A 12957-nucleotide genomic window follows, 5' to 3' on the forward strand; every position below is an offset into this window, starting at 1 on the left:
ACGAACACTAACGGCCCGCTGGCCATGGTTTCGCGCGGCCTCGTCTTAACGTCCGGTCAATCTTAACGCGCTCTATTCGTGGACGAGCCGGCCGCCTCGCGGTCGCCGCCCTTGCCTTGCGTAAAGATCGAGCCATGCCCCGCTCTTCGCCGTTCCAGCCCATCGCCGACGCCCCTTCCGCCACGGACGAGGGACTCGGGCTGTCGCAGCTCGCCGGCGTGCTGCGGCGCTCCTGGCGCTGGATCGTGATTCCCACCGCCCTCGTCACCATCGGCGCCATCGCCTTCGTGCAGGTCGTGTCGCCGCGCTACACGGGCGAGGCGAAGATCCTGCTGGAGAGCCGCGACACCTCGTTCACCCGCAGCGCCCAGGAGCGCGGCGAGCAGGTTCAGCCCATCGATGAGCAGGCGGTGGCGAGCCAGGTTCAGGTGGTGATGTCCCGCGACCTCGCGCGAGAGGCGATCCGCCGCCTGTCGCTCGCCGGCAACGCCGAGTTCGACCCGAGCGTCGCCGGTCTCGGCCCGTTCCAGCGCGCTCTGATGATGATCGGGCTTGCCAAGAACCCGATGGAGCGTCCGCCCGAGGAGCGGATGCTGGAGACCTATTTCGACCGCCTGACGGTTTTCCCGGCGGGCAAGTCGCGCATCCTCACCGTGGAGTTCCGCTCGAAGGACCCGCACCTCGCGGCGCAGGCGGCCAACACCATCGCCGAACTCTACATCGCCTCCCTCGACGCGGCCCGCACCGACACCGCGCGCTACGCCTCCACCTGGCTCGGCGGCAACATCGAGACCCTGCGCACCCGCGTGGGCGAGGCCGAGGCCAAGGTCGAGGCCTACCGGGCCCGGAACGGGCTGATCGCCACCGGGGGCGCCGCCGGGCAGCCGCTGGGCGCCCAGCAGCTCGGCGAATTGTCGACCCAGCTCTCGCAGGCCCGCACCGCCAAGGCGGATCTCGCCGGCCGGGCCAAGCTGATCAAGGAGATGATCAAGGACGGCCGCGCCTTCGAGATCCCGGATGTCGCCAACAACGAGATCATCCGCCGCACGGTCGAGCAGCGCATCACCCTGCGCAACCAGCTCGCGCTGGAATCCCGCACCCTGCTGCCGGCCCATCCGCGCATCAAGGAACTGACCGCGCAGATCTCGGACCTCGACGCCCAGATCAAGGCGACCGCCGAGCGGGTGGTCCGCACCCTGGAGAACGACGCCCGCATCGCCGAGGCCCGGGTCGAGAGCCTGAGCGCGGCGGTCGACGCCCAGCGCGACGTGGTCTCCAAGGGCAATGTCAGCGAGGTCCAGCTGCGCGCCCTGGAGCGCGAGGCCAAGGCCCAGCGCGAGCAGCTCGAATCCTACCTCTCGCGCTACCGCGAGGCCTCGGCCCGCGACGCCGAGAGCGCGACCCCGGCCGATGCCCGGGTGGTCTCGCGCGCCATCACGCCGGAGACGCCCTCCTTCCCGAAGAAGCTGCCCATCGTCCTCCTGGCGGCGGTGCTGGGCCTGCTGTTCTCGATCGGCGGGGTCATCGGCCACCACCTCCTCCGGGATCCCGACGGTTCGGGCCGGCGCCGCCGCACGCAAGAAGAGACGGATGCGCTCTCCGAGGGGCAGCCGACGGTGTCCGGCCCCTTCGCCTTCCCGGAGGCCTCCCTGGCCCTGGCGCGCCATGCCGAGGCGCCGGCCGCCGAGACTCCGCGCCCGGCCGCGAACCCGGCGCCGTTCGGCGCCTCGGTCCCGCCGAAGCCCGCCGTCGAAGCCGTGGCCAACGCCCGCCGAAGCTCGGCGCGCGGCGGCCAGCCGGCCGAACCCTATGACCTCGACCAGCTCATCGGGCGCCTGCGCTCCGGGCGAGCCCCCGCCATGGGCGCGGGACGCACGGTGCTGGTCATCGAAACGCTCGCGCCGCGCGGCGAGGGCGCCGGCCTCGCGGTGAGCCTCGGCGGAACCCTCGCGGCCCGCGACAGCGCCGTGGTGCTGGACCTCAACGGCCCGGCCTGCGCGGAGGATGCGTACGGCCTCACGGACCTCGTGGCGGGGGAGGCCGCCTTCCTCGACGTGATTCAGTCGATCCCGGGCTCGCGCCTGCACGCGATCCAGCGCGGCTTCCTCGATGCCGCGATCCTGGCGGAGGAGCCGCAGGCCGTGGCCATCACCCTCGACGCCCTGACCCAGGCCTATGACTGGGTCGTGTGCCGCCTCGGTACGCCGCAGACCCGACTCGCCCGCGAGATCCTGGCGGCGACGGGCCAGCAGATGGGCAGCGTCGTGATCGCCTCGGACCGCGACCCGGAGGATGCCGACCTCGTGGACCTCTACCTCCGCGCCGAAGCCTCCGGCGCCGGCCAGATCCTGGTCGCCCAGGACCGCGCGGCGGCCGTGCGGGCCCCGGCGCGGCCGGATTTCGACGACGCGGAGGCGATGCCCCTGCGCCTCTCGGCGGCCTGATCCGGCGGACGCGCCCCGGCTATTCGGCCGCCGGTGCGACGGCCCGGCGACGCAGGCGCCGCGCCAGCGCCATCAGGCGTGGATCACGCTTGATCCGGCGCTTGAGCCGGGCGGTCCCAACCGCCCGCAGGGCGAACAGGTGGCCGCGCAGAGTCACCGGAATGGTGGTCTCCCCCAGCTCGATGGTCTCGTCGCAGATGCTGGCCTTGTAGCGGGCCTCGCCGACGCCGAGGTCGAAGGCGCGCCGGCCCCGGGCGGTCTGGTCGGCAATGAGGTGATGCAGCAGGATGTCGCCGGGGCTCGACCGGCTGACCAACGGGTCGGCGTCGAAGGACGTCATCATGCCACTGTAGCGCTGGCCGTCGACGGCGCCGGCGAAGACCGCGAAGACCCGGTCGGTTCGCGTCGCCACCAGGGCCGTCACCTCGATGGCAGGGTCGGTGCCCGGCTCGAGCGCGGTGCCGCGCGCCAGGAACGCCCGGATCAGGGGGTCGGCATAGGGGTTGGCGACGCCCATGGCGGCGAAGCGCTGCGCCTTCTGCTCATAGAAGGCCGACAGGTAGTGCCGGACCTCCTCGGCCGTGCCGGCGCGCCGGCAGGCGACGGGCCCGAAGGCCTCGACGAGCTTCTTCTCCTTCGAGCGAAGCTTCTTGCGCGCATCGCCGCTGAACACGCGCTTGACCGTCGACTCCGGATCGGGACCGAGGATCAGGCCGTAAGCGTCGCTCGCCGCGCGCTCGGCACGGGCGCCGAGCGGGTTGGCGGCCCCGTCCCAGAAGCGGGGCTGGTGCGAGAGGGCGAAGACGTCGATGCCGGCGCCGCAGCCGAAGACCCGCAGATGCTCGATGAGGTCCTCCGGCCGCATCGCGGCCGCCTCGCGCGAGGCGAAGAGCGGCATGTGGTAGTTGGCGTGCTTGCAGCCGACCACGCGGGCCACCCGTACCCCGCCCTCGCGGGCGACCACGAGGGGGAGGAGCACACGCGGGCGCCCGCCCGCGTCACGCAGGACGACGATCTGCAGGTCGGCGCCGGGCCGTGCGGCGGCGAAGGCCGAAACCCAGTCGAAGCGCTGATAGGGCGTGCCCATCACCGCGGCATCCGCCTCCATGCCGCGCCACAGCGCCTCGACGGAGGCCAGGTCGTCGAACACTTCGGCGCTGAAGCCGCCCTGCAGCCGCGCGTGCATCACTCCGCTTCCGACTCCCTCGTGGGCAAGAACAGCCATGCCATGCTCCCTCGCGGCCAGCGAATCCCCCGGCCGACCCTGTCCGTCCTTCCTGCCGTCCGACCCCTTAATCGCCGGGTGACGCGGGGGCGACGGGCCCGGCCTCTCTGCGCGCGTGGGTAACGAAACCTTGCCGGTTGCCGTGGTTTCCTGCGGCCGCTCACGGAAGGATTCACCATGCCCGGCCCCGAGACACCGCCCTTGAGCCGTCGGCACCGCCTGTTCGCCGCGGGCTTTCGCGCCATCGCGGCGAGCCGGGCGGACCTGTGGATGGGGTCGCTGGCGCGCGGACGCGGCCTGATCCTGACCTTCCACCACGTACGCCCCGGCGCGCCCGGCGCCTACGCCCCCAACACGCTGCTGGCGATCACCCCGGACTTCCTGGACCGGACCCTCGCGATGGTGCGGCGGCGCGGATTCGAGATCATCGGCCTCGACGCCCTGCCGGAACGCCTCGCGGGCGGGGGCCGCCCGTTCGTCGTGCTGACCTTCGACGACGGCTACCGCGACAATGCCGAGCATGCGGCCCCCATCCTGCGGCGTCACGGAGCGCCCTGGACGCTGTTCGTGACCAGCGACTTCGCGGACGGGCGGGGCCGGCTGTGGTGGCTGGAGCTGGAGGCGGCGATCGCCCGCCTCGACCGGGTGCGGGTGCCCGAGGCCGGACTCGACCTGCCGGCCCGGGACGCGCCCGGGAAATCGGCCGCCTTCGAGGCGGTCTACCGCGCCCTCCGGGCCGGGCCGGAGGAGCGCCTCCTGGCGGTGATCGCGGATCTCTGCGCGGAGGCTGGCTTCGCGCCCGGGCGCATGGCCGGCGACCTCTGCCTGGGATGGTCCGACCTGCGGGACCTCGGCCGCGACCCGCTCGTGACCTTCGGCGCCCACACGATCAGCCACCCGATGCTGGCCAAGCATGGCGCGGCGGCCGCGCGCCGGGAGATCGGTGAGGGGCGGGCGCGGATCGCGGCCGAACTCGGGCGCCCGGTCACGCACCTGTCCTACCCGGTGGGCGACCCGACCTCGGCCGGCCCGCGCGACTTCGCCCTCGCACACGAACTCGGCTTCGCCACGGCTGTGACGACCCGGCCCGGGCACCTCTTCGGCCCCCATGCGGACCACCTGCACGCACTGCCGCGAGTCTCGGTGAACGGCCACCACCAGACGGAGGCCGCGCTCGCGGCCCTGCTCTCGGGCGTGCCGTTCCTGGCGTGGAACCGGGGCCGCAGGCTCAACGTCGCGTAAGGCGCTTCAGCGCCGACCGGTCGCGTAAGGCGCTTCAGCGCCGACCGGTCGCGTAAGGCGCTTCAGCGCCGACCGGTCGCGTAAGGCGCTTCAGCACCGACCGGTCGCGTAAGGCGCTTCAGCGCCGGCGGCGGTGCCGGCGATACGAGCGGCTCTCGCCGCCCGCGATGGCGAAGCTGGCGCTCTGGCGGCCGTGGCGCGCGTAACGCCCGCGCCGTCCGCGACGCCCGATGGAGGCGATGGCCGCCCCCGTGGCCGCCGCACTCGCCGCGATGCTCTGCGGAATCGCCGCGAGTGCGCTGGCGACATCGGCCGAGGCCGTGCTGGTGGAGGCACCGCTGGCGACGTTCCGGGCGGCCGGCCCGAACATGGCGAGGCACTGGTTGTAGGCGAGGTCGTTCTTCAGGCGCTCGCAATCCGAGACCGAGCGGGGCGCGCCCTGGGCCTGCGCCGGCGATCCCGAGACGAGGTGGACCAGAGCCGGAACCACGAAGCCGAGCAGAAGCAGATGCGTGCGCAGGGAAGGCATTGAGCGGGACGACGGCCTCTGAACGAATGACAGGGGGCGGTTCTGGCGCCCGAGTGCGGCGAAAAACCGACGCCGCGCCAGGAATTCCACGCGCCCCGGCCTCAGCGCGGCTGCGGTGGCCCGTTCGCGGCATCGTCGCTGCCGTCGTTCCGGCCCATCCAGCTGATCAGCGGCATCAGGGGGAAGATCCAGGCGATGCCGAGCAGGGCGTAGAGTATCGCCTGCACGGGCGCCGGCGTCTGCGAGATCCGGCTGTCGGCCAGCGCCATGGCCAGCGGCGCGTAGACGATGATGAAGGCCAGCATCACGATGGTGCCGATCAGCGAACGGGTGCGGCGGCGCATCGGCCTGATCCTCGAAGCGAACGGGTGTCCCAGCGGGGTAGAGCCCCGCACGACCGATGGCAACGGCTGCGGCCGCGACCCTTTCGGCAGCCGGCCGCGATCCGTTCCGGCCCCGGCCTTCAGAGTTCCGCGGAGCGGTTCGACAGCTCCATCCGCAATTGCCGGGCGGCTTCCTGGAGGGCGGCGTCGCGCCGCCGCCGGGGCCGGGGCACCGTGATCGGCATCTCGGCCGCCAGCCGGCCGGGGCTGCCCGCGAGCACGACGACCCGGTCGGCGAGCGTCACGGCCTCGTCGATGTCGTGGGTGACGAACAGGATGGTCTTGCCCGTCGCCGCCTGGATGCGCTGCAACTCGTCCTGCAGACCCTCGCGGGTGAAGCTGTCCAGCGCCGAGAACGGCTCGTCCATGAGCAGCACGTCCGGGTCGACCGCGAGCGCCCGCGCGATGGCGACGCGCTGGCGCTGGCCGCCGGAGAGCTGGTGCGGCCAGCGCTGGCCGAGATCGCTCAGGCCCACGAGGTCGAGCATGGCCTGCGCCTTGGCCAGGCGCTCGGCCTTCGAGAGGCCACTGCCCTCGAGGCCGAAGGCGACGTTGGCGACGACCCGACGCCAGGGCAGCAGCCGCGCATCCTGGAACACCAGGGCCATCGGCGTGCGGCAATCCGGGCGGGCGCGAAGCCGGACGGTGCCCGAGCTCGGCTTGGCCAGCCCGATCAGCACCCGCAGGACGGTGGACTTGCCGACACCGGATTCGCCCACGATGACGAGGAACTCGCCGCGCGCCACCGTGAGGTCGAGATCCGCCAGGATGACGTTGCGGGTGCCAGCGCGCTCATAGGCGAGGCTTAAGCCCGCGATGGAAATGATCGGCTCGGAGGTGATCGATTCGGACATCTCAGGCGCGCCACCGTAGGAGCCACCCCTGGAGGGCGACGAAGGCCGTGTCGAACAGGCCGTAGAGGGCGGCCATGGTGAGCATGTAGACGACGACGATGTCGGTGGAGAGCAGGCTCGATGCCTGCATCATCCGGGCGCCGACGCCGGGCACGCCGAAGATCTCGGCGGCCACCACCGCCATCCAGGCCTGGCCCAGCGCCGTGCGCAGGCCGACGAGGATGCCGGGCGTCGCGGCCGGGAGCAGGATCTTGGTCAGCCGCGCCCAGGGCGAGCCGAAGCCGAAGGCCTGGGCCACCTCGACGAGGTCGCGGTCGACGCCGCGCACCGCCCCTTGCGTCGCGAAGAACACGATCCAGAACACGCCGATGGCGATGATGAACACGGCGGCCTCCGGCTGGACGCCGAACCAGATGATGGCGAACGGCACCCAGGCGAGACCGGGGATCGGCCGCAGCAGACGCACGATCCAGGCGGTCGCCGCCTCGAACCAGCGGAACATGCCGCTGAGCAGCCCGAGCGCGATGCCCGCGCCCGCGCCGACCCCGAGGCCGGTCACGTAGTGGCTGAGGCTCGACAGGACCGCCTCGCCCCAGACACCGAGGCGGACCTCGTTGAGGAAGGCCGCCGGGATCGTGCTCGGCGGCGGCAGGAAGGCCGGATTGATGAGGCCGAGGCGCGGCATCGCCTCCCAGAACAGCAGGAAGGCGAAGAGCCCGGCCGCCGCCAGGGCGGTGGAGCGCAGGGCCATCATCGCCGGCCACCCGGGACGCCGTGGAACGGGCCGTCTCGGCGGGCGCGCCGGGGCGGGAAGGATCTGGAGATCATCGGGGGGACATGCTTCGGTCGGAACGGCAGGGGAGTTGGTCTTGGCGAAAAGATAGCTTTGGCGGGGAGGATTCGCCGGAGCGGGGTCTCGCGAATCAAACCCCGTAATAGCCCCGGTACCACGCCACGAAGGCGGGGATGCCGAGCCTAAGCGGCGTTTCGGGCACCCCTCCGATCAGCGCCCGCAGGAGGTCGGTGCTCGCCTCGGTGCTGGGCACGTCGCCGGGGGGCAGGGGCTGGAGGATGCGCTCGGCGCGGGCGCCGAGGGCGCGTTCCAGTTCGTCGATCATCGCGTCGACCCGGACCGGGTGGCCGCCCCCGATATTGACGAGGCGGAACGGTGCCACCGGGCTCAGGGTGTCGCCGGGGCAGGCCGGGCCTTCTCCGTCGCCGGGACGAGGCGGGGGCCGGTCCATCAATCCGCGGATCGCCGCGACGAGGTCATCGATATAGGTGAAGTCACGCTCGGCCGCGCCCCCGGCGAAGACCGAGATCGGCTCGCCCGCCAGGATCTTCCGCGTGAACAGGAACAGCGCCATGTCGGGTCGGCCCCAGGGGCCGTAGACCGTGAAGAACCGGAAGGCGGTGGTCGGAATGCCGAACAGGTGGCTGTAGGAATGCATCATCGCCTCGCCCGCGAGCTTGGAGGCGGCGTACAGGGTCAGCGGCGTCACCGCGGGGTCGGTCTCGCGGAACGGCAGGGCAGTGTTGCCGCCATAGGCCGAGCTCGTGGAGGCGAACAGGAGGTGGCGTACCGGGTGCGCCCGCACCGCCTCGACGAGGTTCGCCGTGCCGACGAGGTTGGCCTCCACGTAGGCGCCGGGATTCTCCAGGCTGTAACGCACGCCGGCCTGGGCCGCGAGGTGTACGACGATCTCGGGCCGCGCCTCCCCGACCGCCGCCAGCAGCGCGCCCGGCGTCTCCAGGCGGGCCTCGACGGAGGTGAAATCGGGATTGCCGGCGAGGTCGGCGTGGCGCGCCCGTTTCAGGCCAACGTCGTAATAGTCGCTGAAGCCGTCGAAACCCGTGACGGCATGCCCCTCGTCGAGAAGGCGCCGCGCGAGGTGGTAGCCGATGAAGCCGGCGGTGCCGGTCACGAAGACGCGCATGGGGTTCCTTGCGGCCGTGGCGAACCGGGTGAGCCTGCGCCCCGACTACACCCGAGGCCGCGCGACCTCAAGAAACCGGGGCCTATCCCCTTGAACCGCCTGCCGCGGACCGCGCGCGCGGCCCGCCAACGGCGGTGTGGACGGCCCGACCGTCTGTGCGTTGCAGCACACCCATGCGCGATGCCTTGTTTCCCGAGGGTCAAACCCCAGATATAACAGCAGCATGACGCTGTCGCGTCTGGTTCGGCCGCGCTTTAGATGCCCGCGGTGTCGACGTTTTGCCTCACGAATGTCCGCGGTGTCGTGCCGGGTTCCTGTGAGGCGAAGGCCTGCCAGGACACGACGCGCTTCTCACCCGAAACTTTCCGTGGGCCCTCGCCCGCGAAAAACCAGTCCGCGAGCCATTCGATCCATGAACCAGCTTGTCCGCATGTCACAGGTCGGCGAGGCCGACGCGATCGCAGAGCCCTCCGCCGAATTGCGGGTTCCGTTCGCGCAGTCCGGCGCCTTCGTGTGCAAGTTCATCATCGGCGAGCCGAACGACCGCGCGGTCTGCTGCGGCGCGCCGGCGCCCGATGGCAAGAGCTGGTGCGCGTTCCACCGCCGCATCGTGTTCGAGCCGGCTCGCCCCGGCCGCCTGCGCTGATCGAACCCCGCCGGATCACCCCTCTGGAAGCCCCCGCCGGTAGACCCGGCGGGGGCTTTCGTTTGCACGCGGGCTAATCGTCGGCCTCCTCGTCGAGGGGTTGGTAGGTGCGAAGGCGGCGGCCGTCGGGAAACTCGACGGTGCGGGACCGGACCACGATGTACCCGGCCTCCTGGGCCCGGCGCACTCGGGCCGCCCGGTCGTCCTCGAACATCCGCCCGCCGACGAACACGCCGGAGCGATCCGGGGCCGCCTCGACGGCGTAGCCGTAGCGGGACATCGGCGGCGCGACGGCCGGGCGCATCGTCACCGCGCGGATGGCGGGCCGGGGGGCAGGTGCGGTCACGCGGGTGCGGGGCAGGGCCGCCACGACGGGTCGGCGTGGAGCCGCGGGCCGGGCCGCCGCCACCCGGCGCGGAACTGGACGGGCGGCAACCTTGCGCGGGCGGGCTGCGGTGGCGACCGACCGGCGCGGCGCGGCCACGGGGCCCGGCGCGCCGGACACGGCCGGGGCCTCGACCTTGTCCTTAGTCTCGCGTCCCTGGACCTCGCCCGCCTTGATCTCGTGAGACTCGCGGGGAGGCGGATCGGTCCAGGACCGGCCGGCCGGCGCGGTCTCGGCCGAGGCGGGCAGGAGCGCGAGGAGGGGCAGGAGGCCAAGCGCGAAGGCGGCGATCCCGAGGCGACGATGGGCGGCGAACGTCATCACGACCTCCAACGAGCAGTCCGCGCCGGACCCCGCACCCGTGTTCCGCCTCGCCGAGCGAACCCTGCGAATCACGGCCAAGCCCAGCCTCATCTTTGGGAACCTTAGGGAAATCTTACGGGTCCGTCCACGCACGGCGATCCTTGCCGGGCACGACGCCGCCCTTGTTCCGCGATTGCTTCGCAGGATTCGAATCGCGGGGCCGCGCGGGCCGTTCCGGGCTCCGGCGGCTGGCGTCCGGCGGCCGCCCGTGGGAAAGGTCCGCGACGGACGCGGCATTGCCGTGGATCGTCCCGGGACCATGTTCGTTGACGCTCCACAATCGACCCGGCGTGGAGAGGAGAGCCATTCCATGAGACGTGTTCTGTCGGTCCTCGCGCTTGCCGCGAGCACGGCCCTGGCCGCCCATCCCGCCCTCGCGCAGACCGCCCCGGCGGCGCCCGAGGCTCCGGCGGCGCCCCCCGCGGCCCCGCAGACCTTCGAGAGCCCGATCCAGAACGGAAAGGGCGAGCCCATCGGCAAGATCGTGATTCGCGACGGCGCGAGCGCCCTGGTCATGCGCGTGATGATCCAGCCTGGCGGTCTCCCCCCCGGCTGGCACGGCATCCACTTCCACGCCGTGGGCGACTGCTCGGACACCGCGAAGTTCGAGAAGTCGAAGGCCCATGTGAACCACGACCAGAGCAAGCACGGCCTGCTCAACGCCGAGGGCCCGGACGAGGGCGACCTGCCCAACGTCTTCGCCAATGCGGACGGTTCGGTGAACGCGGAGGTGTCGAGCGAGACGCCGCTGACGGGCGAGGGCGCCCTGAAGGACGGGGACGGCTCGGCCCTGATCATCCACGCCAACGAGGACGATCACACCACCCAGCCCATCGGTGGCGCCGGCGCCCGCATCGCCTGCGCGGTGATCAAGTAGGGTTTGGGCTCACCCCGCGGAGCCGACGGCTCCGCGGGATCTTCGGGACGGGCCTATTTCTGGGCGACGCTGACGAGCTTGGCGCCGCGCGCCTTCCGCTCGGGGAGGGCGGCCTTGACGGTTTTCAGGATGCCGGCGGCGTCGAGGCCGGCCTCGGCGTACATGGCATCCGGGGTGTTGTGGTCCTGGTAGGTGTCGGGCAGGGTCAGCGTGCGCACCCGGACCCGGCCGGCATCCAGCGCGCCCCGCTCGGCGAGCAGGTGCAGCACCATGGCGCCGAAGCCCCCCACCGAGCCCTCCTCCAGGGTCACCAGGACCTCGTGGCGGCCGGCGAGATCGAGAATCAGCGCCTCGTCCAGCGGCTTGGCGAAGCGCGCATCCGCCACGCTCACCGCGATGCCCTCCGCCTCCAGCGCGTCGGCCGCCTTCAGCGCCTCCGCCATCCGCGTGCCCAGCGCCAGAAGCGCCACTCGCGCCCCCTCGGGCGCCCGCACCATCCGGCCCTTGCCGATCGGCAGCGCGACCCCGCGCTCCGGCAGGTCCACGCCCACCCCCTCGCCGCGCGGGTAGCGCAGCGCGATCGGGCCCGTGTCGTGCGCGTGCGCCGTCGCCACCATGTGCACGAGTTCGGCCTCGTCCGAGGCCGCCATCACCGTCATGTTCGGCAGGCAGCAGAGATAGGCCAGGTCGAAGGCGCCCGCATGCGTCGCCCCGTCCGCCCCGACCAGGCCGGCCCGGTCCATGCAGAAGCGCACGGGCAGGTTCTGCAGCGCCACGTCGTGCACGACCTGGTCGTAGGCCCGCTGCAGGAAGGTCGAGTAGATCGCCACGAACGGCTTGTAGCCCTCGGTGGCCAGCCCGCCCGCGAAGGTCACCGCGTGCTGCTCGGCGATGCCCACATCGAAGGTGCGCTCGGGATGCGCCTGGCCGAACAGGTCGATGCCCGTGCCGCCGGGCATCGCCGCCGTGATCGCCACGACCTTCTCGTCGGCATCCGCCGCCTTGATCAGGCTCTCGCCGAACACCCGCGTGTAGGCCGGGGCGTTGGGCTTGGCCTTGGCCTGGACCCCCGAGAGCACGTCGAACTTGACCACCCCGTGGTAGCGGTCGGCGCTGGCCTCCGCCGGCGCGTAGCCCTTGCCCTTCTGGGTGACGACGTGGAGCAGGATCGGGCCCTGCTCGGAATCACGCACGTTCTTGAGGACGGGCAGCAGGTGGTCGAGGTTGTGACCGTCGACCGGCCCGACATAGTGGAAGCCCATCTCCTCGAACATCGTGCCCGAGCCCACCACCAGGGAGCGGGCGTATTCCTCGGCCGCCGCCGCGCGCTGGTAGATCGCCTTCGGCAACAGCTTGCCCAGCTGCTTGGCGGTCTCGCGCAGGGACTGGTAGGCGTCACCGGAGGCCAGGCGCGCGAAGTAGGCCGACATGGCGCCGACCGGGGGCGCGATCGACATGTCGTTGTCGTTGAGGATCACGATCAGGCGGGATTTCAGCGCGCCGGCATTGTTCATGGCCTCGTAGGCCATGCCCGCCGACATCGAGCCGTCGCCGATCACCGCGATCATGTTGCGGCGCTTGCCCGCCGGCGCACCCTTGACCTTGGCCGAGGCCTCGTCGAGGTCACGCGCCACCGCCATGCCGAGCGCGGCCGAGATCGAGGTCGAGGAATGGGCCGCGCCGAAGGGGTCGTAGACGCTCTCCGAGCGCTTGGTGAAGCCCGACAGCCCGCCGGGCTGGCGCAGGGTCCGGATGCGGTCGCGCCGGCCGGTGAGGATCTTGTGCGGGTAGGCCTGGTGCCCGACGTCCCAGACGATGCGGTCGTCCGGCGTGTCGAACACGTGGTGCAGCGCCACCGTCAGCTCGACCACCCCCAGCCCCGAGCCCAGGTGCCCGCCCGTGACCGAGACCGCGTCGATCATCTCCGTGCGCACCGCGTCGGCCACCGCCTGCAGCTCGCTCTCCGGCAAAAGCCGAAGCGACGCCGGTTCCGCCAGCCCGTCCAGGATCGCCGTCGCCTCCGAAGAGACAGGGCCCGCTTGCGTGGTTTCTTGCCGTGACACCGATCGACC

12 protein-coding genes are annotated in these 12957 nt (G+C 72.0%); 4 read left to right on the forward strand and 8 right to left on the reverse strand.

Annotated features, from left to right (window positions below; genetic code table 11):
* The first annotated feature begins 134 nt into the window (after positions 1-134).
* Positions 135-2444, forward strand: a complete 2310-nt coding sequence (locus MFF30_RS06125; RefSeq protein WP_238277824.1) for a GumC family protein — start codon at positions 135-137, stop codon at positions 2442-2444.
* 19 nt (positions 2445-2463) lie between these two features.
* On the opposite strand, the gene MFF30_RS06130 is transcribed toward MFF30_RS06125, so the two are convergent.
* Positions 2464-3669 (reverse strand): GNAT family N-acetyltransferase, encoded by a 1206-nt coding sequence (locus tag MFF30_RS06130; protein ID WP_238277826.1) that lies wholly within the window; start codon positions 3667-3669, stop codon positions 2464-2466.
* Positions 3670-3846: 177 nt separating this feature from the next.
* On the opposite strand from MFF30_RS06130, the gene MFF30_RS06135 reads away from it, so the two are divergent.
* Positions 3847-4911 carry a polysaccharide deacetylase family protein gene (locus MFF30_RS06135; RefSeq protein ID WP_238277828.1) on the forward strand — a complete coding sequence of 355 codons (1065 nt, stop codon included), beginning with the start codon at positions 3847-3849 and terminating at the stop codon, positions 4909-4911.
* 118 nt (positions 4912-5029) lie between these two features.
* Here MFF30_RS06135 and MFF30_RS06140 read toward each other — a convergent pair whose 3' ends face one another.
* From MFF30_RS06140 to MFF30_RS06160, 5 genes are all read right to left on the reverse strand, one after another.
* Positions 5030-5440 (reverse strand): hypothetical protein, encoded by a 411-nt coding sequence (locus MFF30_RS06140; protein ID WP_238277830.1) that lies wholly within the window; start codon positions 5438-5440, stop codon positions 5030-5032.
* A gap of 101 nt (positions 5441-5541) precedes the next feature.
* On the reverse strand, positions 5542-5784 hold the full coding sequence (locus tag MFF30_RS06145) for a DUF2842 domain-containing protein (protein ID WP_238277832.1): 243 nt from the start codon (positions 5782-5784) through the stop codon (positions 5542-5544).
* Between the two features lie 119 nt (positions 5785-5903).
* Positions 5904-6677, reverse strand: a complete 774-nt coding sequence (locus MFF30_RS06150) for an ABC transporter ATP-binding protein (protein ID WP_238277834.1) — start codon at positions 6675-6677, stop codon at positions 5904-5906.
* A gap of 1 nt (position 6678) precedes the next feature.
* The gene (locus MFF30_RS06155) at positions 6679-7431 is read right to left on the reverse strand and encodes an ABC transporter permease (RefSeq protein ID WP_238277836.1); all 753 of its coding nucleotides are present in this window, start codon (positions 7429-7431) and stop codon (positions 6679-6681) included.
* Positions 7432-7600: 169 nt separating this feature from the next.
* A complete protein-coding gene (locus MFF30_RS06160) occupies positions 7601-8614 on the reverse strand; it encodes an NAD-dependent epimerase/dehydratase family protein (RefSeq protein WP_238277838.1) in 1014 nt (337 codons plus the stop codon).
* Positions 8615-8903: 289 nt separating this feature from the next.
* On the opposite strand from MFF30_RS06160, the gene MFF30_RS06165 reads away from it, so the two are divergent.
* Complete coding sequence (locus tag MFF30_RS06165; RefSeq protein WP_238277913.1) at positions 8904-9260, forward strand: GcrA family cell cycle regulator; 357 nt, start codon at positions 8904-8906, stop codon at positions 9258-9260.
* Between the two features lie 73 nt (positions 9261-9333).
* On the opposite strand, the gene MFF30_RS06170 is transcribed toward MFF30_RS06165, so the two are convergent.
* The gene (locus MFF30_RS06170) at positions 9334-9966 is read right to left on the reverse strand and encodes a hypothetical protein (RefSeq protein ID WP_238277839.1); all 633 of its coding nucleotides are present in this window, start codon (positions 9964-9966) and stop codon (positions 9334-9336) included.
* Positions 9967-10318: 352 nt separating this feature from the next.
* Here MFF30_RS06170 and MFF30_RS06175 point away from each other — a divergent pair, with 352 nt between their 5' ends.
* A complete protein-coding gene (locus tag MFF30_RS06175; RefSeq protein WP_238277841.1) occupies positions 10319-10885 on the forward strand; it encodes a superoxide dismutase family protein in 567 nt (188 codons plus the stop codon).
* Between the two features lie 53 nt (positions 10886-10938).
* Here MFF30_RS06175 and dxs read toward each other — a convergent pair whose 3' ends face one another.
* Positions 10939-12891 carry a 1-deoxy-D-xylulose-5-phosphate synthase gene (dxs, locus tag MFF30_RS06180; protein ID WP_238277915.1) on the reverse strand — a complete coding sequence of 651 codons (1953 nt, stop codon included), beginning with the start codon at positions 12889-12891 and terminating at the stop codon, positions 10939-10941.
* Between the last annotated feature and the right edge of the window lie 66 nt (positions 12892-12957).

The sequence above is a fragment of the Methylobacterium goesingense genome, assembly GCF_022179225.1.
Classification (GTDB): Bacteria; Pseudomonadota; Alphaproteobacteria; order Rhizobiales; family Beijerinckiaceae; genus Methylobacterium; species Methylobacterium goesingense.